Annotated in this window: 23 protein-coding genes; 2 read left to right on the top strand and 21 right to left on the bottom strand. The window is 70.8% G+C overall.

Translation table 11 applies throughout. From position 1 onward, the window contains the following. The first annotated feature begins 273 nt into the window (after nt 1-273). Complete coding sequence (locus DEFCA_RS0113595) at nt 274-1,230, top strand: NGG1p interacting factor 3 protein, NIF3 (protein ID WP_025323567.1); 957 nt, start codon at nt 274-276, stop codon at nt 1,228-1,230. Here DEFCA_RS0113595 and vapC read toward each other — a convergent pair. The 3 genes from vapC to DEFCA_RS0113580 all read right to left on the bottom strand — a co-directional run bounded on the left by vapC (nt 1,227) and on the right by DEFCA_RS0113580 (nt 3,485). Continuing rightward, nucleotides 1,227-1,628, bottom strand: coding sequence for a type II toxin-antitoxin system tRNA(fMet)-specific endonuclease VapC (gene vapC / locus DEFCA_RS0113590; RefSeq protein ID WP_025323566.1), 402 nt, complete (start codon nt 1,626-1,628; stop codon nt 1,227-1,229). The two genes, DEFCA_RS0113595 and vapC, sit on opposite strands and share 4 nt — an antisense overlap. Beyond that, entirely contained in the window at nt 1,628-1,855 is a 228-nt protein-coding gene (vapB, locus tag DEFCA_RS0113585) for a type II toxin-antitoxin system antitoxin VapB (protein WP_025323565.1), read from the bottom strand. Before vapB ends, vapC begins: the two co-directional genes overlap by 1 nt. 280 nt (nt 1,856-2,135) lie before the next feature. Continuing rightward, on the bottom strand, nt 2,136-3,485 hold the full coding sequence (locus tag DEFCA_RS0113580; RefSeq protein WP_029734085.1) for an aspartate aminotransferase family protein: 1,350 nt from the start codon (nt 3,483-3,485) through the stop codon (nt 2,136-2,138). 395 nt (nt 3,486-3,880) lie between these two features. Between DEFCA_RS0113580 and trmB the strand changes: the two genes are divergently transcribed. After that, the gene (gene trmB, locus DEFCA_RS20840; RefSeq protein WP_025323563.1) at nt 3,881-4,858 is read left to right on the top strand and encodes a tRNA (guanine(46)-N(7))-methyltransferase TrmB; all 978 of its coding nucleotides are present in this window, start codon (nt 3,881-3,883) and stop codon (nt 4,856-4,858) included. A gap of 404 nt (nt 4,859-5,262) precedes the next feature. Here the strand turns inward: trmB and DEFCA_RS0113565 are convergent, their stop codons facing one another. The 18 genes from DEFCA_RS0113565 to DEFCA_RS0113480 all read right to left on the bottom strand — a co-directional run bounded on the left by DEFCA_RS0113565 (nt 5,263) and on the right by DEFCA_RS0113480 (nt 23,823). Then, nucleotides 5,263-5,697 carry a DUF4352 domain-containing protein gene (locus DEFCA_RS0113565; RefSeq protein WP_025323562.1) on the bottom strand — a complete coding sequence of 145 codons (435 nt, stop codon included), beginning with the start codon at nt 5,695-5,697 and terminating at the stop codon, nt 5,263-5,265. 33 nt (nt 5,698-5,730) lie between these two features. Next, nucleotides 5,731-6,540, bottom strand: a complete 810-nt coding sequence (gene panB / locus DEFCA_RS0113560; protein WP_029734083.1) for a 3-methyl-2-oxobutanoate hydroxymethyltransferase — start codon at nt 6,538-6,540, stop codon at nt 5,731-5,733. Then, nucleotides 6,518-7,486, bottom strand: coding sequence for a ketopantoate reductase family protein (locus DEFCA_RS0113555; protein WP_025323561.1), 969 nt, complete (start codon nt 7,484-7,486; stop codon nt 6,518-6,520). Before DEFCA_RS0113555 ends, panB begins: the two co-directional genes overlap by 23 nt. Beyond that, nucleotides 7,483-8,484 (bottom strand): fibronectin type III domain-containing protein, encoded by a 1,002-nt coding sequence (locus tag DEFCA_RS0113550; RefSeq protein ID WP_169709583.1) that lies wholly within the window; start codon nt 8,482-8,484, stop codon nt 7,483-7,485. Before DEFCA_RS0113550 ends, DEFCA_RS0113555 begins: the two co-directional genes overlap by 4 nt. A gap of 541 nt (nt 8,485-9,025) precedes the next feature. Beyond that, nucleotides 9,026-10,423, bottom strand: a complete 1,398-nt coding sequence (gene argH / locus DEFCA_RS0113545; protein ID WP_025323559.1) for an argininosuccinate lyase — start codon at nt 10,421-10,423, stop codon at nt 9,026-9,028. Between the two features lie 370 nt (nt 10,424-10,793). After that, on the bottom strand, nt 10,794-11,999 hold the full coding sequence (locus tag DEFCA_RS0113540) for an argininosuccinate synthase (RefSeq protein WP_029734079.1): 1,206 nt from the start codon (nt 11,997-11,999) through the stop codon (nt 10,794-10,796). Nucleotides 12,000-12,101: 102 nt separating this feature from the next. Then, nucleotides 12,102-13,019: an ornithine carbamoyltransferase gene (gene argF / locus DEFCA_RS0113535; RefSeq protein ID WP_025323557.1), complete on the bottom strand. Its 918-nt coding sequence runs from the start codon at nt 13,017-13,019 to the stop codon at nt 12,102-12,104. Between the two features lie 67 nt (nt 13,020-13,086). Beyond that, on the bottom strand, nt 13,087-14,274 hold the full coding sequence (locus DEFCA_RS0113530) for an acetylornithine transaminase (RefSeq protein ID WP_029734078.1): 1,188 nt from the start codon (nt 14,272-14,274) through the stop codon (nt 13,087-13,089). Between the two features lie 3 nt (nt 14,275-14,277). Next, entirely contained in the window at nt 14,278-15,180 is a 903-nt protein-coding gene (gene argB / locus DEFCA_RS0113525; protein WP_029734077.1) for an acetylglutamate kinase, read from the bottom strand. 269 nt (nt 15,181-15,449) lie between these two features. After that, nucleotides 15,450-16,757, bottom strand: coding sequence for an ATP-dependent protease ATPase subunit HslU (gene hslU / locus DEFCA_RS0113520; RefSeq protein WP_025323555.1), 1,308 nt, complete (start codon nt 16,755-16,757; stop codon nt 15,450-15,452). A gap of 6 nt (nt 16,758-16,763) precedes the next feature. Further along, a complete protein-coding gene (hslV, locus tag DEFCA_RS0113515) occupies nt 16,764-17,306 on the bottom strand; it encodes an ATP-dependent protease subunit HslV (protein WP_025323554.1) in 543 nt (180 codons plus the stop codon). A gap of 44 nt (nt 17,307-17,350) precedes the next feature. After that, nucleotides 17,351-18,307: a tyrosine recombinase XerC gene (gene xerC / locus DEFCA_RS0113510; RefSeq protein ID WP_051463252.1), complete on the bottom strand. Its 957-nt coding sequence runs from the start codon at nt 18,305-18,307 to the stop codon at nt 17,351-17,353. A gap of 94 nt (nt 18,308-18,401) precedes the next feature. After that, on the bottom strand, nt 18,402-18,818 hold the full coding sequence (hepT, locus tag DEFCA_RS0113505; protein WP_025323552.1) for a type VII toxin-antitoxin system HepT family RNase toxin: 417 nt from the start codon (nt 18,816-18,818) through the stop codon (nt 18,402-18,404). Beyond that, on the bottom strand, nt 18,808-19,230 hold the full coding sequence (locus DEFCA_RS0113500) for a nucleotidyltransferase domain-containing protein (RefSeq protein ID WP_025323551.1): 423 nt from the start codon (nt 19,228-19,230) through the stop codon (nt 18,808-18,810). Before DEFCA_RS0113500 ends, hepT begins: the two co-directional genes overlap by 11 nt. Further along, entirely contained in the window at nt 19,227-20,024 is a 798-nt protein-coding gene (locus DEFCA_RS0113495; protein WP_025323550.1) for a DUF362 domain-containing protein, read from the bottom strand. The genes DEFCA_RS0113500 and DEFCA_RS0113495 overlap by 4 nt, the downstream gene beginning before the upstream one ends. Before the next feature lie 272 nt (nt 20,025-20,296). After that, the gene (locus DEFCA_RS0113490) at nt 20,297-21,421 is read right to left on the bottom strand and encodes a metallophosphoesterase (protein ID WP_029734074.1); all 1,125 of its coding nucleotides are present in this window, start codon (nt 21,419-21,421) and stop codon (nt 20,297-20,299) included. Between the two features lie 592 nt (nt 21,422-22,013). Then, nucleotides 22,014-22,703 (bottom strand): phosphate signaling complex PhoU family protein, encoded by a 690-nt coding sequence (locus tag DEFCA_RS0113485; RefSeq protein ID WP_025323548.1) that lies wholly within the window; start codon nt 22,701-22,703, stop codon nt 22,014-22,016. A gap of 4 nt (nt 22,704-22,707) precedes the next feature. Continuing rightward, nucleotides 22,708-23,823, bottom strand: coding sequence for a Na/Pi symporter (locus DEFCA_RS0113480; RefSeq protein WP_025323547.1), 1,116 nt, complete (start codon nt 23,821-23,823; stop codon nt 22,708-22,710). Nucleotides 23,824-23,835: the final 12 nt, after the last annotated feature.

The raw sequence follows: 23,835 nt of genomic DNA, 5'->3' as shown, positions 1-23,835 counted from the left end.
CGAAAGCCCCCTCAAGCCCCTGTGTGTAGGACCGGCCATGCGGTCGCGATCCCGGGCCGCAAGGCCCGGGCAGGGGCGCCGCGCCCGCGCAAGGCCGGGAGCCAGGGGCAGCCAAGCTGCCCGGCCGCCCAACGGGCCGAGGGCCCAAATTCTAGGAGACGCCCCGGGGTCGGTCAAGAAACCCACCCGAATGGGGCCTTTTGTCCGAGGTGCCGGACCAGGCATACTGGCGGCGAGCTTCTCGCCGAACCCGTTACGCGGAGGGACGAACCCATGACGCTCGTAGACCTGTACCGCAGGGCCGTGGAGAAGGGGATGGACCAGGACCCCCGGGGCCGGGCCGAGGCCGAGGCCGACCTCAGGGCCGCGGCCAAGGAGTGGGAGGAGCTTCCGGAGAAGGACCGGGAGTTCTTCGACCGGGAGCGCCTCGAAAACCCCTACGCCGACACCCGGATCCTCCACGGCGACCCGGCCGCCGAGCTCCGGGCCGTGATGGTGGCCGTGGACGTGGAGGGCGACGAGATCCTGCTGGCCGACCGGCTCCGGGAGAAGGGCCGGCCGGTGGACGCCGTGGTGGCCCACCATCCCCGGGGCCACGCCCTGGCCCAGCTCCCGGAGGTCATGCGGATCCAGGCCGGCATCCACGCCGGGCTGGGGGTGCCCGTGGGCCAGGCCGAGGGGATCCTGGGTCCCCGGCTGCGGGAGGTGTCGGAGCGGATCCAGCCCGTGAACCACCAGCGCGCGGTGGACGCGGCCCGGCTCCTGGACGTGCCCCTGGTGTGCGTGCACACCCCGGCCGACAACTGCGTGGCCACGTTCCTGACGGAGCTCTTCGACCGGGAGCAGCCCCGCACCCTGGGGGACGTGCTCGACCTGCTCCATGCCATCCCCGAGTACCAGGAGGCCCGACGGGACCAGGCCGGCCCGGTGATCGTGGCCGGTGACAAGAAGGCGCGGGCCGGGAAGATCTTCGTGGACATGACCGGGGGCACCGAGGGGGCCAAGGAGATGTACCAGAAGTTCGCCCAGGCCACCGAGGTGTCCACCATCGTGGGCATGCACCTCTCCAAGGAGCACGTGGAGGAGGCCAAGAAGCACCACCTCAACGTGGTGCTGGCCGGCCACATCGCCTCGGACAACCTGGGCCTGAACCTTCTGCTGGACGCCGCCCTGGAGCCGGGCGTTGCGGTGATCGAGGCCGGCGGGTTCCGGCGGGTGGAGCGGCGCTAAGCCGCCCAGTTCTCCACCCGGAGGCCCGGCACCCGGCGGAACTCCCGTTCGTTGTTCGTCACCAGCGCGCAGCCAGCCGAGAGGGCCTGAGCCGCGATCAGGGTGTCGAGCGCGCCGATGGGCGTGCCCTGCCGCTCCAAGTGCGCCCGGATGCGGCCGTAGACGCGGGCCGCGTCGGCGCCGTACGGCAGGATCTCCAGGGGGGCCAGGAACCGGAGCAAGGCGAATCGGTTTTGAACCGGCCGGGAGCTCTTCTCGACGCCGTATTCGAGTTCACTCAACGTGATCGAGGAGATCGCCACGCTCGAAACGGGCAGCCGGCGAAACCGCCGTATGACCCCCTCGGGCTTCTCCCGGATGACGTAGATGCAGATGTTCGTGTCGAGCAGATACCGGATCACAGGGGTTCCCGGTCGGGCTGATCCGGCTGGTGCCGGGTCTCCATAAAGTCCTCTGTGAACCCATCGAGGCTCCCCACCAGCTCGCCCCAGGGATCGCCCTTGGGGATGAGCAACACCACTCCCCCCACCTTCTTGATGAACACCTCCTCCCCGGCGAACCGGAACGCCTTCGGCAGCCGAACCGCCTGACTCCGCCCGTTTCGGAACAGCTTTGCCGTTTGCATGGGGATCCTCCGCGCCCGAAGCTGGTATATACCAAAATATATGCCAGCCTCTCCGCTTTCCGTCAATCCGGGCAACCCCATAGGGCGCGCCGTGCGCGCCGAACACCGGGCGTTTGGCCCACCGGTGTTGCGAAGATCCACCCCCATCGGTCGTCCCGGATGATGGAGAGTCCTGCGCCCGCGGGGCGCTCTATGGCTCTGGGACTGTAGGCCGTGACAGCGACGAAGGCCCCCGGCGTCGGGGGCCTTCGTTTGTGCGGCGGCGCGCGGGCCGGGGATCTCAGCCCTGCTCGAACCCCTCCCGGGCCAGGTCCTCGGCGGCGCGGGCGTAGGCTTCGAGCAGGACTTGGAGTTCGGGCTCGCCGTGGGCGGCCGAGAGCGCCCCCCCGCCGTGCACGGCGAACACCCCGTGGGCGAGGAGCGCTAGCCGAAGCTCCCGGTCCTTGGCGGCCGAGAAGGTCTTGGCCGCCAGGTCGGCCGGCGTGCGCAGGTCCCGGTCGCCGCCCCGCAGCAGATGGGTCATGAACAGGCTCGCCCGGCCGGTGCAGGCGGCCGGCACGCCCGCGGCCGCGAACCGCTCCTCGACCCCTCGGCGCAGGCGTTCGCCCCGGGCCTCAAGAGCCGGGTACAGCTCGGCCCGGGACGCCTCCAGGGCCTCCAGGGTGGCCAGGGCCGCGGCCAGGGTCACCGGGTGGCAGCTGAACGTGCCCCCGCCCACCAACACCGGCCGGTCCGGCGCCTTGGCCTGGAGGGGGTCGGCCGCGTCCATGACCTCGCGTCGGCCCCCGTACACGCCCAGGGGGAACCCCCCGCCCACGATCTTCCCCAGGGTAGTCAGATCGGGTCGGACCCCGTAGGCGTCGGCCAGGGTTCCGTATCGGAACCGGAACCCGGTGATGATCTCGTCGAAGATGAGCACCGCCCCTTCGCGGTCGCACACCTCCCGCAGGTATCGCAGGTAAGCCGGGTCGGCCGGCAGGAACCCGCCCGAGCCCAGCATGGGCTCCACGATGATGCCGGCGATCCCTCCCCGGTGGGCCTCCACGACCCGCTCGGTGGCCTCCACGTCGTTGAACGCGATCAGGTCCACCCCCTGCTCCCGGGGCGGCAGCAGGCCCGGGCCCTCGGCGCCCCGGAACGGTGGCTTCACCGCGAACGACAGATCGGTGCTGGCGCCGTGCCACCCCCCGGCCGCCTTGAGCACCCAGGGCTTCCGGGTGAACCCCCGGGCCAGGCGCACCGCGTACATGGTGGCCTCGGTGCCGCTGGTGCAGAACCGCATCTTCTCCATGGCCGGCACGGCGCGGCGCAGCCGCTCGGCCAGCACCACCTCGGCCTCCACCGGCATGCCGAAGTGCCATCCCCCGGCCAGCACCTGCTCCACGGCCCGGCGCACGGGGGGGAAGGCGTGGCCGAACACGAGGGCGTAGTGGCCCATCCACAGGTCCAGGTACGAGTTGCCGTCGGGGTCGAGCACCCGGGCCCCCTCGGCCCGGGCCGCGTACAGGGGGTACGGGTCGAACCGCCGCAGGTTGTGGCTGATGCCCCCGGGCAGCAGGCCCCGGGCCCGCTCGTCCAGGGCCGAGGAACGGGGGGTGAGGTCGCGGTATCGGGACTCGTAGGATCGCATGGAGAGGTCCTTCATGTAATTCGGTCGTCGGTCTACGGTCGTTGGTCTGGGGCCTTCGGCCCGCTTCGGCGCGTGCCCTCACGCGCCGAAGCCGCTCCCTTGGCGCCGGGCGGCCCGGGCTGGGGAGACCCTCTTGCCCTGCCAGGGACCGAAGACCGTCGACCGCAGGCCGGGGACGAAGTTCCCCCGAAAGGCCGCATCCTGTACCACGAGCGCCCGGGCTTCCTCAAGCGTCTTGGGCCGGACGATCCGGCTGGGGTATGATGCGCGTCTTCCCGAGCCGATCCATAGGAGCCTCGCCATGCTGAAACCCGGCGACCCGCTGCCCCCCTTCGAGCTGCCGAGCGACACCGGTGAGACCTTCTCCCCCCAGGCCCTGAAGGGAGCCGGCTGACGTGGGAGGCAGCCGGCGCACGTTCTTCCCGGTGCCCGAGGGGTTCGTGCCGTGGTGGCGGCTGGGCCGGCCCCAGGACTGGGCGGCCCTGTTCGGCCGGCCCGGCCCGGTGGAGATCGAGATCGGCCCGGGCACGGGGGAGCGCCTGGTCCGGGAGGCGGCCGCCCACCCGGACCGGAACTACCTGGGCCTGGAGCTCCAGTGGGGTCGGCTGGCCCGGGCCCTGGAGCGGGCCGCCCGGGCGGGGTGTGCGAACGTGCGGGGCGTGCTGGCCGACGCCCGGTTCGTGCTCCACCGGGTGGCTGCGCCCCGGTCGGTGGACCGGGTGGTGGCCCTGTTCCTGGACCCTTGGCCCAAGGACCGGCACGAGGGCCGGCGTCTTTTCGGAAGGGCCTTCCAGGACCTGGTCGCGTCCCGGCTCCGGGACGGGGGCGAGGTGTACCTGGTCACCGACCACGGGCCCTATGCGGACTGGATCTGCGAGCAGGCCCGAGGCGGTCCGCTGCGGGCCGAGCGGCGGGAGATCCGGCCGGGGTTCGGGACCCGGTTCGAGGAGAAGTGGGTGGATGGCGGCCAGGAGCGGTTCCACGAGATCCGGCTGGTGAAGGTGCGGCACCCCGAGGTGCCGGTGCCCGAGGAGGTGGAGGTGATCCGGTATCCGGTGAGCGGGTTCGACCCGGCGGGGTTCGCGCCCCGGACCGTGCGGGGCGAGGCCACGGTGGCGTTCAAGGACGTGGTGTACGATCCCGTGCGGCAGCGGGCCATGGTGCGGGCGGTGATCGTGGAGCCGAACCTGGACCAGCAGCTCTGGATCGAGATCGTGCGGGAACGCAAGGGCTGGCGGGTGAGCCCGGCCGAGGGGTGCGCCTTCGTGCCCACCCCGGGGCTGCGGGAGGCCCTCGCCGAGGTGGCCCGGGCCGCGGACCGCTCGGCAGGGGCCGGGGGTCGGAGGACAGAGGACGGAGGACAGGGCCGGTAGCCTGCGAGGCGGCGCATTGGCGAAGATGGGGTCCCCCGGGGCCGCTGCGCGACCCTACAACGGAGAAGGGTAACGTGCGTTGGTCCGGGCCGTTGTCGGCGGCGGGGCATGGGGCCTGGTTCCGGCCGGCCAGAGACTAGAGACTAGAAACTAGAGACTAGAAACTAGGGAACTTCCGGGTGGCCCGGCCCGTTAGGCGGGTGCTCCACCAGGCCCCCGCCGCCGGGTTGGCGAGAGCCACTTGCCCTGGGGGCCAGGAGACCGACGACCGACGACCGACGAATGACGAATGACGACCAACGACCGAAGTTACCGGGAAGCCTAGGCTTGGCGGATGCACGAAAAAGCGGGGGGCGCGCTTGCGGCGCATCCCCCGCTTGGTGCTTCGTGCGTTCGTCCGGGGATCAGTTGACCTCGTTGATCTCCACGTAGGCGAACTCCCCCTCGTCGTAGCCGCCCGAGACCACCATCCGGAACCCCTCGCCCTCGGGTAGGTGGAAGTAGAGCTTTCCGCTCAGGGTCTCGCCCGCGTTCAGCGCCATCTTCGGCCACACGATCTTGGAGAAGTTCACCTCGTGGGGCCGACCGTTGGCGTCGATGAGCTGGAACGGCGGAAGCTGGACCCGAGTGGACCCCTTGTTGGTGACGGTCACGGCCACGCCCAGGTACTGGTCCGAGCCGTCCGGGGTCTTCTCCCACCAGGCCTTGTTCACCTGGTAGACCAGCTTGCCCACGGTCACCGACTCGCCCATGGAGAACACCTCGATGTTCTGGGCGAACGCCAGCCCCGCCAGCAGGAGCGACACGATCGCAACGGTTCCCAGCAACGTCTTGCGCATGGCACACACCTCCTCGTGGGATCAGGAAACTCTCTACGACTCCTCCCCGAAGCCGTGCTCCGGCCCCGGGAACGCGCCTTCGCGCACCTCGGTACAGTAGGTCTCGACCGCCCGGCGCATCTCGGCCCCCAGATCGGCGTAGCGTTTGACGAACTTCGGCACGAACCGGTCGAACAGGCCGACCAGGTCGTGGAGAACCAGCACCTGGCCGTCGCACCGCGGGCCCGCGCCGATGCCGATGGTGGGAATCGAGAGGCCCTGGGAGATGCGGGTCGCCAGCTTGGTGGGCACGCACTCCAGCACCACCGCGAACGCCCCTGCCGCCTCCACCGCCTTGGCGTCCTCCATGAGGGCCCGGGCCGCCTCGGCGTCCCGGCCCTGGACCTTGAAGCCGCCGAGCTGGGTGGCGGTCTGGGGGGTGAGCCCGATGTGGGCCATGACCGGGATGCCGGCCGTGACGATCGCCTCGATCTTGTCGGCCTGGGTCCGGCCCCCCTCCAGCTTCACGCAGTCGGCCCGGGCCTCCTTGACCAGCCGGCCGGCGCTCTCCACGGCCTGCTGGGGGCTCACCTGGTAGGTCAGGAACGGCAGGTCGCCCACCACCAGGGCCCGCTCGGCCCCTCGGGCCACGGCCGCGGTGTGGTGGATCATCTCGTCCAGGGTCACCGGCACGGTGTCGGGGTAGCCCAGGCACACCATGCCCAGGCTGTCGCCCACCAGGATCAGATCCACGCCGGCCTGGTCCACGATGCGAGCCGTGGGGTAGTCGTAGGCCGTGATCATCACCAGGGGCGGTCCCCGGCGCTTGCGGTCCCGGATCTCAGGAATCGTGAACTTGGCCATGGGCGTCCTCCGGAATCGGGGCGGCCGTACGGTATCCGAGTTCCAGGGTTCGGATCAACCGCCAAAGCGTCCGGTTCACCGGGGTGGGCACCCCCCGGGCCTCACCCCGGCGGACCACGGCCCCGCAGATGAACTCGATCTCGGTGGGGGCCCGGCGGTCCACGTCCTGGCCCATGCTGGATCGGTTCTCGGCCGTGGCCCGGGCCACGGCGGTCACGAACCCCACCAGGTCCTCCGGGTCGCCCAGGTCCACCCCCTCGGCCCGGGCCACGGCCGCGGCCTCCCGGGCGGCGTCGGCGGCGAGCTCCCGGGCCGGGTCCCACGCGGCCACCGGCCCGTTGCGGATGCCGGTGAGCGCCGTGACCGGGTTGATGGCGCAGTTCACGGCCAGCTTCTTCCACACCGGGGGCCACGGGTCGGCCACGGCCCGTGCCGGAAGCCCGGCGCCCGTGAGCATGGCGGCCGCCCGCTGGGCGAACCGGTCCGGGCCCGGGCGGTAGGGCCCGAGCAGCGTCTCCCCCCGGCCGCCGTGGCGGACCTCGCCGCGGCCCAGCTGGGTGGCGCCCTGGGCCGTGACCCCCACCAAGAGCCGGTCCGGGGGCACGGCCTCGGCGAGCACGTCGGCCGCTCCCAGGCCGTTCTGCAGGGTCAGCACCCGGGTCTCCGGGCCCAGCAGGGGGGGCAGCCCCGGCAGCACCGACCGGGTCTGGTGGGCCTTCACGAATACGATCACCAGGTCGGCCGGGCCGGCCTCGGCAGGGTCGGTGAGGGCGGCCACGGCCACGTCGGAGACCCGGCCGTCCTGGTGCAGCCGCACCCCCCGGGCGCGCAGGGTGGCCACCTCGTCCGCGTCGATGTCGATCAGGGTCACGTCCACGCCGGCCCGGGCCAGGTGCGCCCCGAACAGGCAGCCCATGGCCCCGGCGCCGATGATGGCGGTCTTCATGGTTCCCTCACCCGCACGACGACCTCCCGGGAGGGGAGGCTCCGGTTGCCTGCCGCATCCTCCACCACGATCCAATAGGTGTAAAGGGTTCCCGGCACGGCCGAGACGTCCCGAAACCGCAGCCGGCTTCCCGGGAGCTCGGCGATCTGGCGGGGCTCCTCCCCCGGGGCCCGGCGGAACACCCACACCCGGGCGTAGGGCTCTGGGCCCTCCGGAACCCACGCCAGGAGCACCCCCCGGTCCTCGGCGAACGCGGTCACCGTGGCCGGGACCACCGGCGGGGTCGTGTCCACCGGGGCCAGGGTCACCGGCGTGCCCGGGCTCTCCACCTCCCACCCCTCGCCCGTGCGGCCGGCCACCCGGGCCTCGGCCGGGTACGCGGTTCCGTTCTCGAGCCCCTCCACCGTCACCCCGGCCCCGGAGGCCGGCGCCCGGGCCAGGAGGCGGCCGGCTCGGTCGTACACCCTGAGCTCCAGGGGTTCGATCCCCTCGGGCCAGGGAGCGGGCGTGAGCCGCACGAGCACCCTGCCGTCACCGGGCCGGGTCTCCGCGGCGGGGGGGGCCAGCGGAACCCAGGTGATGTCGGCCGGGCCGGACACCGCGCCGGGCCGGCCCTCGGGGTCCAGGGCCCGCACCCGGTACCGGTAGGTCCACCCGGCCCGGGTGTCTGGGTCCTCCCAGGCCTCGGTCGGGAGCCCCCGGGCCCGGCGGGCCAACGGGTCGACCCGGGCCACGACCCTGGCGTCCTCGGGGCAGCCGGCGCAGGCGTCCTGGCCCGGCGGCCAGGCAGCCCGGAGCACCAGGTACCCGCCCACGCCCGACAGGGGCCGTCCCACCGCGTCGCGGCGGGGCCGGTCCCAGGAGACCCGGAGCACCCCGGCGGGCGCCGACAGGCGCACGCCGGGGGGGGCGGCTGGCAGCCTGCGGCTCGACGGCACCGGATCGCCCCGGCGGCCGCAGCCCAAGGCAGCGGCGACGATGATCAGTCCCGCAATCATCAATCCGGCGGCAAAATAGGCACGGTGCCTCGGCGGGCGGGACAAGGGACCTACCTCCGGCCGGGCGCGAAGCCGGGCGTCGAGATTCGCCGCGCAGGCACGAGACAGGAGAGCGGTTTCATGGCAACTCGATGAAATCCGAGGCCTTTCAAGATCCGATCGCCAAAGGTGCTGCGCGGCGCTGTTACCCCGGCGACAAAATAGGTGCACTCATCGGCGACGAGGGCGAGGGGCTTGGTTCCGGCCATGCGTGAGTGCAGCATCCGACTCACGCTGCCCCCGGCACTCAGCCCGAGTGCCCCACGAACGCCAGGAACGCGAACGTTGGCAATGCCTTTCGGGTCACCGGCGGAGCGGGTATCGGCTGAGTGCCGGGGGCAGCGACTGTCGGAGCCACGCCCGGCGCTCCACCAAGCCCCTCGCCCCCCGGTCAGGGGGCGATAACGCCTGTTTACCCGCCGGAATAATAGGGAGGCGCGCGTCGGCGGACCCATTCGCCCGCCAGGCTGATGGCAGGGTCCAAGGGGCGGGTTGTGCAAGGTCAGTCCCGCCGGGGCCAGATCGCATCGAGCCGCTCCCACCCCAGCCGGGCCTCGCGGCGCACGTTGTCGGGCGCCGGGCCGCCCAGCACCGTGCGTCGGGCCACGCTCGCCTCGGGGTCGAGCACCTGGAACACGTCCTCCTCGAACAGCGGCGACACCGACCGCAGGGTCTCCAGGTCCAGGTCCTCGAGCCCGCAGCCCCGGGCCTCGGCCAGGGCCACCAGCCGGCCGGCCGCCTCGTGGGCCTGGCGGAACGGCACGCCCTTGGCCGCCAGGTAGTCCGCCAGCTCGGTAGCCAGCAGGAACCCGGCCTTCAGCGCGGCCCGGGCCCGGTCGGGCCGCACCTTGAGGTTCCGGAGCATCTCCACGGTGATCGCGAGGCTCCCCTTCACCGTGTCGAGGGTGTCGAACACCGGCTCCTTGTCCTCCTGCATGTCCTTGTTGTAGGCGAGCGGAAGGGCCTTGAGCGTCGTCAGGAGCGAGATCAGGTTGCCGTAGGCCCGCCCGGTCTTGCCCCGCAGGAGCTCGGGCACGTCCGGGTTCTTCTTCTGGGGCATGATGGAGGAGCCGGTGCAGAACCCGTCGGAGAGCTCGATGAACCCGAACTCCTGGCTCGACCACAGCACCAGCTCCTCCGACAGCCGGGACAGGTGCATCATCACCACCGAGCCGGCGAACAGGAACTCCAGGGCGAAGTCCCGGTCGGACACGGCGTCGAGGCTGTTCCGGCACACCCCCTCGAGCCCCAGGTCCCGGGCCACCCGCTCCCGGTCCAGGGGGTAGGGCGACCCGGCGAGCGCGCCCGCCCCCAGGGGCGAGCGCCGGATCCGCCCGAGGGCGTCCCGGTACCGCTCCATGTCCCGGAGGAACATCTCGAAGTAGGCGAGCCAGTGGTGGCCGAAGGTCACGGGCTGGGCCCGCTGGAGGTGGGTGTAGCCGGGCACGAGCAGGTCGGCCTCGGCCTCGGCCCGCTCCAGCAGCACCTCGCCCAGGCCCCGGAGCAGGTCCAGGATCTCGGGCACCTCGTCCGCCAGGTACAGCCGCAGGTCCAGGGCCACCTGGTCGTTGCGGCTGCGGGCCGTGTGGAGCTTGCCGCCCACCGGCCCCACGATCTGGGTGAGCCGGTGCTCCACGTTCATGTGGATGTCCTCGAGGCTCTCGGTGAGCTCCAGCTCGCCCCGCTCGATCTCGGCGAGCACCTGCTCCAGGCCCCGGACCAGGGTGTCGGCCTCCTCCTCGGTCAGGATGCCCACCGAGGCCAGCATGCGGGCGTGGGCGATGGACCCCCGGATGTCCTGGCGGTACATCCGCCGGTCGAACCCGATCGACGCGGTGAACCGCTCGACGATCCTCAGGGTCTCTTCGCGAAACCGTCCGCCCCAGGGTTTTTCGGCCATGAGGAATCTTCCTTGTCGGTTCGGTCGTCGGTCTCCGGCCTACGGTCGAACAGGGCCCCTAGGGCGCGCCGGACATTAGGCGGTCGTACCGTCGGTTTCGCCCGCGAGACCCGAGCGACTCGTTTCCTTATGCCTCGAAAGAAAAGTACGGATCACTTAGGTGAAGCCGGGGTCTCCGACGGAGCGCGACGCCCAAGCAGCAAGGGCCGCCCGGTGCAAGGGAGCGGCCGCGGCGCGTGCTATCACGCGTCGCAGCGGACCGAACCGTGGCGGCCCCTGCGAGGGTGTTCAGCGGAGGAGGAGGCCCCGGCTTCACCCCTCTGGGGCAATCCCACAGCGCCCTTTGAGGGCACCGCCGGAGGGCCTTTGCTCACCCCATGAGCCGTTTCAATGTCCTCAGCCGCAGGGCGTTGAGCTTGATGAAGCCGGTGGCGTCGGCCTGGTCGTACACCGTGTCCTCCTCGAACGTGGCCGTCTCGGGGTCGTAGAGGCTGTGGGGGCTTTGGCGCCCCACCACGGTGCAGTTGCCCTTGTAGAGCTTCAGCCGGGCGGTGCCGGTGACGTTCCTCTGGGCCTCGTCCATGAACGCCTGCAGGGTCTCCCGCTCGGGCGCGTACCAGAACCCGTTGTACACGAGCTCGGCGTACTTGGGCACCAGCGAGTCCCGCAGGTGCATGACCTCCCGGTCCAGGGTCAGGCTCTCCACGGCCCGATGGGCCGCCCGCCAGATGGTGCCGCCGGGGGTCTCGTACACCCCCCGGCTCTTCATGCCCACGAACCGGTTCTCCACGATGTCGATCCGGCCCACGCCGTGCCGGCCTCCGATCTCGTTTAGGCGCTGGAGGAGCGCCGCCGGCGACAGCCGCTCGCCGTTCACGGCCACGGGATCCCCGGCCTCGAACTCCACCTCCACGTACTCGGGCTCGTCCGGGGCCTTCTCCGGGCTCACCGACAGGACGAACATGTCCTCGTCCGGCTCCCGCCAGGGGTCCTCGAGGATGCCGCCCTCGAACGAGATGTGCAGCAGGTTCCGGTCGCTGGAGTAGGGCTTGGCCTTGGTGACCGGCACCGGGATGCCGTGGCGCTCGGCGTAGTCGATGAGCTTCTCCCGGGAGTTCAGGTCCCACTCGCGCCACGGGGCGATCACCCGGATGTCGGGCTTGAGGGCGTAGGCCGTGAGCTCGAACCGGACCTGGTCGTTGCCCTTGCCCGTGGCGCCGTGGGCCACGGCGTCGGCGCCCTCGGCCTCGGCGATCTCCACCATGCGCTTGGCGATCAGGGGCCGGGCGATCGAGGTGCCCAGGAGGTACGAGCCCTCGTACACGGCCGCGGCCCGGAACATGGGGAACACGAAGTCCCGGACGAACTCCTCCCGTAGGTCTTCGATGTACACCTTGGACGCGCCGGTGCGCCGGGCCTTCTCGTCGAGCCCCTCGAGCTCCTCGGCCTGGCCCAGGTCGGCCGAGAACGCGATCACCTCGCACCCGTAGGTCTCCACGAGCCACCTCAGGATCACCGAGGTGTCGAGGCCTCCGGAGTACGCCAGAACCACCTTCTTCACGCTGCCCTTTGCCATGGTTGTTCACTCCCTTGAAGGCGCTAGAATGCTGGAAAGCCGAGAGGTCGGAGGTCGTTCGTCGATTTCTTCCCCCGCGGTACCCGCACCTCCCTTTCGGGGTCAGTTTTCCTCCCGCACCAGGTGCACCAGAATCGCCTTTTGCACGTGCAGGCGGTTCTCGGCCTCGTCCCACACCGCGGACCGGGGCCCCTCCAGGACCTCGTCGGTCACCTCCTCGCCCCGGTGGGCGGGCAGGCAGTGGAGGAACACGGCCGAGGGGTCGGCCGCGGCCATGATCCGGGCGTCCACGGTGTACCCCGCGAACGCGCGGCGCCGGGCCTCCTGCTCCTCCTCCTGGCCCATCGAGGCCCACACGTCCGTGGTGACCACGTGGGCGCCCCTCGCGGCCCACTCGGGGTCGCGGCCCACCTCCACGTCGGCTCCGGCGTCCCGGGCCGCGGCCAGAATCGCCCCGTCGGGCTCGTACCCCTCGGGGCAGGCCAGCCGCAGGCCGAACCCCAGCACCCGGGCCGCGTGGATCCACGAGTGGGCCATGTTGTTCCCGTCGCCGATCCAGGCGACCCGAAGCCCTTCCAGGCTTTCCCTCCGCTCCAGCACGGTCAGGAGGTCGGCCATGACCTGGCAGGGGTGCACGAGGTCCGTGAGCCCGTTGATCACCGGCACCGACGACCAGCGCGCCAGCTCCTCGAGCACGTCCTGGCCGTAGGTGCGCACCATGATCGCGTCCACGTACCGCGACAGCACCCGGGCCGTGTCGCGCACGGGCTCGCCCCGGCCGATCTGGGTGTCGCGGGGCGAGAGAAAGAGGGCGTGGCCGCCCAGTTGGAACATGCCCACCTCGAACGAGACCCGGGTCCGGGTGCTCGATTTCTCGAACAGCATGGCCAGGGTCTTGCCCTCCAGCAGGCGGTGGGGCTCACCCCGGGCCTGGCGGGCCTTGAGATCCTGGGCCAGCTCGAGGATGCCGAGGAGCTCGTCCCGGCCGAAGTCCGTGAGCTTCAAGAAGTGCTTGGGCATGGCGGATACCTTGCGGCTGGAAGGCTAGAAAGCCGGAAAGCTGGAAAGCCTAAAACCTTGCACCCCCTCACACCACCTCTTCCAGAGCCGAGAGCAGGGCGTCGATCTCCTCCGGCTCCACGATGAGCGGTGGGGCGAGCCGGACCACCTGCTCACCGGCCGACCCCACCAGGAACCCCCGATCCATCATGGCGGTCACCACGTCCTTGGCCTTGCGATCGCCGGCCAGCTCGATACCGATCAGGAGCCCGCGGCCCCTCACGGCCGAGATGCATGGGCGGCCCCGAGCCAGCTCGGTCAGGCGCTCCAACAGGTATGTCCCCATCCGCTGGGTATGCTCCAGGATGCCTTCCTGGAGGATCGTGCGCACCGTGGCGAGCGCGGCCGCGCACACCAGGGGGTTGCCGCCGAAGGTGGAGGCGTGGGTGCCCGGGCCGAAGCTCCGGGCCACGGCCTCGGTGGCGAGCACCGCGCCGATGGGCACTCCCCCGCCCAGGCCCTTGGCCAGGGTGCAGATGTCCGGTTTCACGCCGTCGTGCTCGCAGGCCAGGAACGTGCCGGTGCGTCCCACCCCGGTCTGGACCTCGTCGAGGATGAGAAGCGCCCCGCGCACGTCGCACAGCTCCCGGGCCCGCCGCAGGTACCCCTCCGACGGCACCCGCACCCCGCCCTCGCCCTGGATCGGCTCCAGGAGCACGGCCGCGGTCCGGGGCCCCACCGCTTCTTCCAGGGCCTCGACGTCGTCGTAGGGCACGTAGGTGAAGCCCGGGGGCAGGGGGTCGAACCCCACCTTCACCTTGTCCTGGCCCGTGGCCGTCAGGGTGGCCAGGGTCCGGCCATGGAAGCTCATGGTGGCCGACACGATCTCGGTGCGCTCGGGCTCGCCCCGGTCCTTCTGGACCTTGCGGGCCAGCTTGATCGCGCCCTCGTTGGCTTCGGCCCCGCTGTTGCAAAAGAACACCCGGTCGGCAAAGGTGACCTCGGTCAGCAGCCTGGCCAGCCGCACCTGGGGCTCGATATGGTACAGGTTCGACACGTGCAGCAGGGTGCCGGCCTGCTCCCGGATCGCCTCCACCACATGGGGGTGGCAGTGGCCCAGGTTGCACACCGCGATCCCGGCCAGGAAGTCCAGGTACTGGCGGCCGTCCGCATCCCACACCCGCATGCCCTGGCCCCGCACCAGGGCCACGGGGAACCGCGCGTAGGTGGGCATGAGGCAGGTTGCGGCCAGATCCATGATCTCTTGGTTTCCCATCCGTCACCTCACGATCTCTGTGCCCACCCCGCCCCGGGTGAAGATCTCCAGCAGCACGGCGTGACGGGCCCGGCCGTCCACGATGTGCACCTTGCCCACGCCGTCCTCCAGGGCGTCCAGGGCGCAGCGGACCTTGGGGATCATGCCGCCCCGGATCACGCCCGACTCGATCAGCTCGGGGGCATCGGCCGCCCGCAGGGTGGAGATGAGCCGGCCGTCTGGGTCCAGGATGCCTTCCACGTCGGTCAGCAGCACCAGCTTCTCGGCCTTGAGCGCGCCCGCGATCCGGCCGGCCACCAGGTCGGCGTTGATGTTGAAGGTCTCGCCCTGGGCGCCGGTGCCCACCGGGGCGATCACCGGGATGAACCCCCCCCGGTCGAGGGCCTCGATCACCTGGGGGTTGATGGCCTCCACCTCGCCCACCGCGCCGATGTCCACGATCTCCGGCGGCAGGTCGTCGCCCCGGCGGCGCTCCATGTAGAGCTTCTTCGCCCGGATCAGCCCCCCGTCCTTGCCGGTGAGGCCCACGGCCCGGCCGCCGTGGAGCTGGATCAGGTTCACGATCTCCTTGTTGACCTTGCCCCCCAGGACCATCTCCACCACGTCCATGGTGGCTCCGTCGGTCACCCGCATGCCGTCCACGAAGGTGCTCTGGATCTGCATGCGCTCCAGCATCCGGTTGATCTGGGGCCCGCCGCCGTGGACCACCACCGGGTTGAGCCCGATGTACTTGAGGAGCACCACGTCCCGGGCGAAGCTCTCCTTGAGCGCCTCGTCCACCATGGCGTGGCCGCCGTACTTGATGACCACCACCTTGCCGTAGAAGGCCCGGATGTACGGCAGGGCCTCGTGGAGCACCTGGGCCTTTTGGATCAGCTCTTCTCGATAACTTCGGTCTCCGGTCATCGGTCTCCGGTCTGGGGCCTTCGGCCCGCTGGAAAGTCAAAAGGCTGGGAAGCTATTGCTCCGGCGGCCAAACAGACGCGCTCGAGGGGTGTGGGGCCTGCTGGAGCGCCCGTCCGCCTAACGGGCCGAGATCCCCAAGATTCTAATCTCTGGACGCACGGGACACCCAACGATCGGGCCCTCGGCTCCGTCCCCATGGCACCCCCACGGGCCGAAACGACGCGTGTCTATGCCTTCTGTCTTCTGTCCTCTGAATTCCGACCTCCGACTCACAGGATGTACCGCGACACGTCCGTGTCGGCCACGATGTCCCGGAGCCGGTCGCGCACGTACTCCCGGTCCACCACCACCTCCCGGTCCGGCAGGTCCGGGGCGGTGAAGCTCAGCTCCTCCAGCACCTTCTCCATGATGGTGTGGAGCCGTCGGGCCCCGATGTTCTCGGTCTTCTCGTTGACCCGGGCGGCCATCTCGGCCACCTCCTCGATCCCGTCCGGGGCGAAGCTGAGCTCGATCCCCTCGGTGGCCAGCAGGGCCTGGTACTGCCGGGTCAGGGCGTTCTGGGGCTCGGTCAGGATCCGGACGAAGTCGTCCCGGCCCAGCGCGTCCAGCTCCACCCGGATCGGGAACCGGCCCTGGAGCTCCGGGATGAGGTCCGAGGGCTTCGACATGTGGAACGCCCCGGCCGCGATGAACAGGATGTGGTCGGTCTTGACCACCCCGTACTTGGTGTGGACGGTGCAGCCCTCCACGATGGGCAGGATGTCGCGCTGCACCCCCTCGCGCGACACGTCCGGTCCCCGCCCCCCCTCCCGGGACGCGACCTTGTCGATCTCGTCGATGAAGATGATGCCGTCGTTCTGGGCCCGCTCCAGGGCCAGCTCGGTCACCCGCTCCTGGTCCACCAGGCGGGCCGCCTCCTGCTCCTTCAGGACCTCGCGGGCCTCGGGCACCTTCATGCTCTTTCGCTTGTGGCGCTTGGGGAACAGGTTGCCCAGCATGTCCTGGAGCTGGATGCCCATCTCCTCCATGCCCTGGCCGGTGAAGATCTCCATGGCCGGCGCCGGCCCTTGGGCCGCCACCTCCACCTCCACCACCCGGTCGTCCAGGGCCCCGGCCCGGAGCATCTGCCGCAGCCGCTCCCGGGTCGCCGTGTCGCCGGTGTGGCCCGGCAGCAGCAGGTCGAGGATCTTCTCCTCGGCCAGCTCCTCGGCCCGGGCGGCCACCCGGGCCTGCTCCTCCTCCTGGACCATGGCCACGGACACCCGCACGAGGTCGCGCACCATGCTCTCCACGTCGCGGCCCACGTACCCCACCTCGGTGAACTTGCTGGCCTCCACCTTCACGAACGGGGCCCCGGCCAGCCGGGCCAGGCGCCGGGCGATCTCGGTCTTGCCCACGCCCGTGGGCCCGATCATCAGAATGTTCTTGGGGGTGATCTCGTCCCGGAGCGGGTCCGGCACCTGGCGCCGCCGCCAGCGGTTGCGCAGGGCGATGGCCACCGCCTTCTTGGCGCGGTCCTGCCCCACGATGTACCGGTCGAGCTCCGACACCACCTCCCTGGGGGTGAACACGGCCATGACGGGCTAACCTCCCAGCTCTTCGAGCTCCACGGAGTCGTTGGTGTAGATGCAGATCCGGGCCGCCGCCCGCAGCGCCTCGCGGGCGATCTCGGCCGCGCCCAGGGTCGTGTGCTCGTACAGCGCCAGGCCCGCGGCCAGGGCGAACGGCCCGCCCGACCCGATGGCCACCACCCCCTCCTCCGGCTCCACCACGTCGCCGGTGCCCGAGAGGAGCAGGGTCGCCTCCCGGTCGGCCACCAGCAGCATGGCCTCCAGGCGGCGCAGGTACTTGTCGGTGCGCCAGTCCTTGGCCAGCTCCACGGCGGCCCGGTGCAGGCTGCCGCCGTGGGCGTCGAGCTTGCCCTCGAACCGCTCCAGCAGGGTGAACGCGTCGGCCGTGGCGCCGGCGAACCCCGCCAGGATCTTCCCCTCCCGGAGCTTTCGCACCTTGCGGGCGGTGCGCTTGAGCACCGTGGAGCCGAAGGTGACCTGGCCGTCGCCGGCCATGGCCACCCGGCCGTCGCGGCGCACGCACACGATGGTGGTGCCTCGGATCGTCTCGGTCATCTGGGTCTTCCGTTCGGACGTGCGGACGTGGGGACGTCCGGACGTCAGGTTTGGTTGTCCGTTGTCGTCTTTCGCCTGGTTCCCGCCCCGCGCGCCCGGGGATGGGCATCGTCGTAGATCCGCATCAGCCGCTCGATGCCCACGTGGGTGTACTTCTGGGTCGTGGACAGGCTGCGGTGGCCCAGCAGCTCCTGGATGGCCCGCAGGTCCGCCCCACCCGCCAGCAGGTGGGTGGCGAAGCTGTGACGCAGCAGGTGCGGGTGCACCCGCCGGGCCAGGGCCGCCCGCTCGATCCACTTATCGATGATCCGCCGGACGCTCCGGTCGGTCAGGCGGCCTCCCCGGGCGTTCAGGAACACGGGCCCGGCCGGCTCCAGGGGCCGACCGGCCCGGGCCCGCGCCTCCAGGTACGCCTCCAGCGCCCGGACGCACGGCTCGGTCAGGGGCACCTCCCGCTCCACCCGGCCCTTGCCCCGGATCCGGGCGAGCCCCGCGGCGAGGCGCAGGTCCCGGCCGTCCAGCCCCACCAGCTCCGACACCCGCACGCCCGTGCCGTAGAGCGTCTCCAGGATCGCCCGGTCGCGCAGGGCCAGGACTCCCTCGCCGGAGACCGCGTCCACCAGGGCGAACGCCTCGTCCACCGACAGCACCCCCGGCAGCCGCCGGGGCTGCTTGGGCGCGGCCACCGAGGCGGCCGGGTTCGCGTCCAGGTGCCCCTCGCGCACCAGGAATCGGTAGAACGCCCGGAGCGACGACAGGGCCCGGCCGATGGTGGTGCGGGCCCTGCGGCCGTGGAGCGACGCCAGGTAGGCTCGGATGTCCCCCGGCTCCACGGCCTGCCACAGGTGCGGCCCCCGACCTTCGATCCGAGCCCGGGCCCACTCGGCGAACCGCCGGAGATCCCCGGCGTAGCTGCGCACCGTGTGGTCCGAGGCGTTTCGTTCGTACCGGAGGTGGGTCAGGAACGCTTCCACCCAAGGGTCCTGGGATTTTGCGGCCATCGATCACCCCGGCAAAAGGAAAGCCGCTAACATACCACAGGGCCGCAGCGAATGCCGAGGACTGGAATCAGGATCCCGAACGGACGCGAGGCGGTTAGAGCAACCCTCCCACACGCTCGGCAAACGCTTCCAGGTCCTCCAAGCCCGCCGGAAGGAACTCGAAGACCTGTCCGAAGTCCACCTCCCAGTACAAGTGGACCAGGCGGTTCCGGAACCGGGCCATGGCGGCCAGGCGTGCTGCCAGGTCGGGGGGCAGGAACCCCTCGGCCGCGAGGATGCGAAAGCACTGACCGTATTCTTCGGGCACGCGGCCGAGGTGCTTCGCGCTCACATGGAAGCAAAGCCCGATGGCTGCCTCCAGCGCCACGAGAAGGCGAGCCCGCGCGATGTCTTGCACATCGGGGTCGGTCTCGAAGGCCGAGCGCCCTCGTTCCAACAGCTCGCGGAGCCTGCGCACGGATGCGTGAATGTCGTCCAGGCGCGCCCGGACCTTCTGGGGATCAATCGTCATGGCCGTAGGCCTCTTTCGCGTAGTGGGCGAGAAACGGGGCCAGGTCGTTGTACCGGCAAGCGGCGTCGGCCGTCACCGCGGCGCGGAGATCCGGATCCCGGTCCAGGAGGAGCCGCCCTTGCAGGCAACGGAACCGAAAGATGGTCGGCGCGCGGTTGAGGATCCGGACGTCCACGGGAAGCGCTCGTCCGATGGCCTCCTCCAGATCCACCTCTAGGGCACCCTCCCAGAGGGCAGGCAGTCCCTCGGGCTCCGGGTTTACGAAAACGGCAAGATCCAGGTCCCGTGGCCGGGGGGAATCGAGGAACGACCCGTGGGCGTAGGCGAATACGATCTCCGGCCGGTCCTCGAGCACCCGTCGGATGGTTTCCAGGATCTCTTCCGCCCGTTCCCGAGTGATCGGCTCCCTCATCCGTCCGTCTCCGTCGCCCGTCCGAGCACGCCGTGGGCGAGCCGAAGGTACCCCACCCGACTCCAGTGGAGCCCCAGGAGCCGGCAGCCGGCCGCGTCCACGGCCACGGGATCGAAGCCGGCCACGATCTTTCCCACCGGCGGATCGCACGGGGGGCCGCCCAGGTGGAACTCGGCCAGGCCCACGCTCGCGTCCACCAGGGCCAGGTCGGGCGTGAGGTGACTCGCCCACTCGAACACGGCCCGGTGCATCCGGGCGTGGAACCGCCCCTTCTTCCAGCCGCCGGGGTTCCCGTACCTCCTGGGCGGGGCCGCGCCCATCATGTTCTTGAGCGACAGGGTCGCCTCGGCCAGGCTGTGGCGCTTGAGCACGGCGGCCGAGATCACGAACGCCCGCGTGAGGAGCTCGGGCACCCAGGCCTCGGGGAACACCCGGAACGAGGGGTTCTCCAGCCGAACCGTGGGCGCGGTGTTGAGGTCCACGAGGTCCACGCCGAGCTCCCGGGCGAGGCCCCGGTACCCCAGGGCCTCGAACACCTCCGGGGTCGAGAGCCCGGCGTCTCCGCATCCCTCGGCGATGACCACCCGGGCCCGGCAGTTCCTCCGCACGAACCCCACCAGGGCCGCGGCCGCCTCGACCGGCAGGGTCACGGGGGGCGGGCTCGCGGTGACCAGGTTGGGCTTGATCACCACGAGCTCCTGCCGGGCCAGCGCCGCAGCCGCCCCCACCGCCTCCAGGGCGGCCGGCACGCTCGCCTCGAAGCTCCGGAACGGTTCCACACGGACCGAGACCACGGTGCGGCTCCTATTGCTATTGTTCCGGCGGCAAAATGGGCGCGTTTTTCCGGAGAGGGGGCAAGGGGCCTACCTCCGGCCGGGCGCGAAGCCGGGCGTTGCGATTCGCCGCGCAGGCACAGGACACGGAAGATTCCAACTCGTGGAACGCATACCATTTCGTGGTTCGCACGTCAGAGGCGCTGCGCGGCGAGCTAAGGGGCCGCGCCCGGCTCTCCGGCAGACCCCTTGCCCCCCATCGGGGAGCAGAGAGTGCCTGTTTCACTGCCGAGCTACTCCTGCTTTTCCGGCACGAGCTCGATCAGAGTCACCTCGGGGGGCGCGAGCACCCGCATGGGCGGCCCCCAGGTGCCGGTGCCCCGGCTCGCGTACAGGCGGCCTCCCTCCGGCAGGGCGTACAGGCCGCGCTGCATAGGGTACGCCATTTTCGTGAGCAGGCGGAACGGAAAGATCTGGCCCAGGTGGGTGTGGCCCGAGAGCTGAAGGTCGAGCCGCCCCCCGGCACCGGGAACCACCGTGGGCCGGTGCTTCAAGAGGAGCACGAACCTTCCCGCGGGGGTCCGGGCGAACAGCCGCTCCGGGTCGGGCCGGGGACCCGGGGCGTGCTCGTCGTCCACGCCCACCACGACGAGGTCGGACCCCACCGCCACGGCCTCGTTGCGAAGCACCCGGAAGCCGCCCTTCTCCAGGAACGCGAGGCTCTGGCCCAGCCCCGCGTACACCTCGTGGTTGCCCACCACGGCGAGCTTGCCCAGGGGCGGGGTGAACGAGGCCCACGAGCGGCTCAGATCGTCCAGGTGGTCGATCTGGGCGTCCACCAGGTCGCCCGTGGCCACCAGAAGGTCGGGCCCGAGGGCCTCCACCGTCCGGAGCACCCGGGCCAGGGTCCGGCTCCGCAGCAGGAGCCCCAGGTGGAGGTCCGACACCTGAACGATGCGTACGGGGCGGGAGAGCTTGGCCGATGCGATCCGGACCCGCTCCACCCGGAGGCGGGTGGCCTCCCACGCGCCGTACCCCCCCAGGGCGACCACCCCGGCCAGGACGGCCCAGGCCACGGCCGGGGTCCGAAGCCGCAGGGGCTCGGTGGGCAGGAGGGCGCCGAGGCCGGAGGCCAGCATCTGCCCCACCCCCAGCGCCGCCGCCGGCCAGAAGGCGAGGAACACCAGCCCGAGCCAGGTGTAGGCGGCCCAGGCCAGGGGCCGGGCCACGGCCTCCAGGCCCGCCCGGTCCAGGAGCCGCACGGCCACCGGCGCCGCGACCATGGCGGCCATCCAGGCGATCACCGCGGCGCCGGCCCGGGGCGCCCCCGCCCAGATCGGCCGCACGGCCCAGTACACGACCGCGTGCATCGCCGTGTACACGGACAGGGCGATGGTCAGGAACACGAACAGACGCATGACGCCTTCCATGTAACTTCGGTCGTTGGTCGTTGGTCGTTGGTCGTCGGTCGGGGGCCTTCGGCCCGGTGGGCGGCTAGGCAGCCCGGCGGCTCTCGAACCGCGCCAAAGCTCGGGGGCATGGGGCCTGCTGGAGAGCCGGGCGCGGCTCCTTGTCTCGCCGCGCCCCCCGAACATCTGTAGCTTTGTCGAATTCCAGGGCCCTCCGCTGTCGCCGCCCGAACAGGCTACTTCGGCAACGGCATGCGAAGGCGCGGCGATCGGATGCTGCACTCGCGCACGGCCGGAAGCAGGCCCCATGACCCGCCGCCGGCAATGGGCTCCGGACCAACAAAAGTTACCTTCCCGTTGTACGGCTTCAAAAGGGGCCTGATAGAGCCCCGCCCAATGGTCCGAACTCCCGGGTTTTTAAGTCTCTAGTTTCTAGTCTCTGGACGGCCCCGCACAGGGCCTGATGGGGCTTCCCCCGGCATCGAGGCCCCAGCATACCACGAGCCCGCCGGGCGGCGGCCGGAAGGGGTCGACGAGGCCCGACACGCAAACGGGCCGCCCCAGAGGGCGGCCCGCGTCGTGTGGTAAGTCAGGAGGGCCTCTACGGGCTCTTCGGTTGCTTCTCCTTGAACCCGATGCGGGGGAACGGATTGACCACGCTGGAAGCCACGTTCTTCAGGTGGGCGGTGATCCGCTTGAGGTACCGGGCGTACAGGGCCAGGGTGGCCGCGTCGGCCGCGGAGAACTCGGGGTTCTCGCCGCCCACCACGCCGTGCACGATCCGGTCGCACACCGACCCCACCTCGGTGCGGTAGGTGGCCATCAGCTCCCGGGCGCCCTCCACGTCGTGGTGGCGCAGCACCTCGATGGTGCGGGCGAACCGCTCCTTGAGCTCCTTCTCCACCTCGCCCAGGTCGGTCTCGTAGGGTCCGGCGGAGAGGGTCTGGGGGTGGTGTCGGGCCAGGTCCACGATGTTTTTGCAGTAGTCGCCGATGCGCTCGATGTCGATGATGATCGACACCAGCACCATGGCGCTGGGCAGGTCGGCCGTGCCGGTGCCCGTGACCGCGCAGTGGGTCATCACCTTGCGCCGGACGTCGCGCTCGTACTTGTTGACCTGCCGGTCCATCTCCCGGATCTCGGACGCCAGCTCCTGGTCGTCGCTCTCCCGGAGGATGCGCACGGCCTCCAGGAACATCTTCCGGTCGATCTCCAGGGCGTCGAACGACTCCTTCCAGGCCTGGTCCAGCAGGCTCTGGGACGTCCAGATCTTGATCAGTTCCTTCCACATGGGCTCACCGGGTCGCGAAAATGAGGGAAAGGGGGATGAGAAAGAATACCACGAGAATGTACAAAACGGGCACCCATTTCCTCCGGGCGGCCTGGCTGGCCAGGGTTCGGGCCAGGCGCAGGGGGAGCCGGCGCACGGGCGGGAGGATGTTGATCGCGATGATGCCGCACACATTGAACAGCAGGTGGGAGAACGCGGTGGTCACGGCCGCCGTGAAGTGCTCGGGCACGGCCAGCGAGGCCAGGATCGCCGTCACCGTGGTCCCCACGTTGGCGCCCAGGGTGTAGGGGTAGATCTGCTCCAGGGTCAGCAGCCCGGCGCCGGCCAGGGGCACGATCACCGAGGTGGTGATGGAGCTGCTCTGGACGCCGATGGTCAGCAAGATGCCCACCACGAAGGCGGTGAGGGTGTTGCGGAAGATCGTGCGCTCGAAGAACCCGGAGGCGCGCTCCATGACCAGGCCGCGCAGGATCGCGGTCATGTATTTCAAGGAGATGAACAGCAGGACCCCCGCCAGCAGCACCACCAGGCCCGCGTGGAGGAGTTTGACCCCGGTCAGCCCCCCCACCAGGTTCACCAGCAGGTGGACCGCGGGCTTCACCACGGCCTTGAGGGGGCTGTGGAACTGGAGGTCGGAGCCGCCGGTCACCACCCCGGCCAGGCCATGGGCCAGGTGGCCCAGAAACCCGGTGAAGTACTGGAGGGGAAACAGCACGATCACGGACAGCAGGTTGAAGAAGTCGTGCACCGTGGAGGCGGCGAACGCCCGCTCGAACTCGTTGGTTCGGGAGATGTGGCCCAGGCTCACCAGGGTGTTCGTGACGCTGGTGCCGATGTTGGCCCCCATGATGATGGGGATGGCCGTGTTCACGGGCATGCCGCCGGCCACCAGCCCCACCACGATCGAGGTGGTGGTGGAGGAGCTCTGCACCAGCGAGGTGGCGAAGATCCCGATGAACAGGCCGGTCAGGGGGTTCGAGGCGAACCCGAAGATCTCCTTGGCCAGCCCCTTGCCCGCCAGCTTGAAGGCGGCCCCCACCATGCCGATGCTGACCAGGAACAGGTAGAGAAGGCCCAGTACCGCCAGGACGCCGAGCAGGCGTTTCGCGCGTTCGCTCACGGCTCCTCCCTA

Source organism: Deferrisoma camini S3R1, assembly GCF_000526155.1.
Classification (GTDB): Bacteria; Desulfobacterota; Deferrisomatia; order Deferrisomatales; family Deferrisomataceae; genus Deferrisoma; species Deferrisoma camini.
This window is presented reverse-complemented; position numbering and strand designations above follow the sequence as displayed.

Excerpts from the sequence above, each read along its gene's own strand:
- DEFCA_RS0113595 (WP_025323567.1), top strand. The coding sequence starts at position 274 with ATGACGCTCGTAGACCTGTACCGCAGGGCCGTGGAGAAGGGGATGGAC.
- vapB (WP_025323565.1), bottom strand. The coding sequence starts at position 1,855 with ATGCAAACGGCAAAGCTGTTCCGAAACGGGCGGAGTCAGGCGGTTCGG.
- DEFCA_RS0113580 (WP_029734085.1), bottom strand. The coding sequence starts at position 3,485 with ATGCGATCCTACGAGTCCCGATACCGCGACCTCACCCCCCGTTCCTCG.
- DEFCA_RS0113565 (WP_025323562.1), bottom strand. The coding sequence starts at position 5,697 with ATGCGCAAGACGTTGCTGGGAACCGTTGCGATCGTGTCGCTCCTGCTG.
- panB (WP_029734083.1), bottom strand. The coding sequence starts at position 6,540 with ATGGCCAAGTTCACGATTCCTGAGATCCGGGACCGCAAGCGCCGGGGA.
- DEFCA_RS0113555 (WP_025323561.1), bottom strand. The coding sequence starts at position 7,486 with ATGAAGACCGCCATCATCGGCGCCGGGGCCATGGGCTGCCTGTTCGGG.
- DEFCA_RS0113550 (WP_169709583.1), bottom strand. The coding sequence starts at position 8,484 with ATGATTGCGGGACTGATCATCGTCGCCGCTGCCTTGGGCTGCGGCCGC.
- argH (WP_025323559.1), bottom strand. The coding sequence starts at position 10,423 with ATGGCCGAAAAACCCTGGGGCGGACGGTTTCGCGAAGAGACCCTGAGG.
- DEFCA_RS0113540 (WP_029734079.1), bottom strand. The coding sequence starts at position 11,999 with ATGGCAAAGGGCAGCGTGAAGAAGGTGGTTCTGGCGTACTCCGGAGGC.
- argF (WP_025323557.1), bottom strand. The coding sequence starts at position 13,019 with ATGCCCAAGCACTTCTTGAAGCTCACGGACTTCGGCCGGGACGAGCTC.
- DEFCA_RS0113530 (WP_029734078.1), bottom strand. The coding sequence starts at position 14,274 with ATGGGAAACCAAGAGATCATGGATCTGGCCGCAACCTGCCTCATGCCC.
- argB (WP_029734077.1), bottom strand. The coding sequence starts at position 15,180 with ATGACCGGAGACCGAAGTTATCGAGAAGAGCTGATCCAAAAGGCCCAG.
- hslU (WP_025323555.1), bottom strand. The coding sequence starts at position 16,757 with ATGGCCGTGTTCACCCCCAGGGAGGTGGTGTCGGAGCTCGACCGGTAC.
- hslV (WP_025323554.1), bottom strand. The coding sequence starts at position 17,306 with ATGACCGAGACGATCCGAGGCACCACCATCGTGTGCGTGCGCCGCGAC.
- xerC (WP_051463252.1), bottom strand. The coding sequence starts at position 18,307 with ATGGCCGCAAAATCCCAGGACCCTTGGGTGGAAGCGTTCCTGACCCAC.
- hepT (WP_025323552.1), bottom strand. The coding sequence starts at position 18,818 with ATGACGATTGATCCCCAGAAGGTCCGGGCGCGCCTGGACGACATTCAC.
- DEFCA_RS0113500 (WP_025323551.1), bottom strand. The coding sequence starts at position 19,230 with ATGAGGGAGCCGATCACTCGGGAACGGGCGGAAGAGATCCTGGAAACC.
- DEFCA_RS0113490 (WP_029734074.1), bottom strand. The coding sequence starts at position 21,421 with ATGCGTCTGTTCGTGTTCCTGACCATCGCCCTGTCCGTGTACACGGCG.
- DEFCA_RS0113485 (WP_025323548.1), bottom strand. The coding sequence starts at position 22,703 with ATGTGGAAGGAACTGATCAAGATCTGGACGTCCCAGAGCCTGCTGGAC.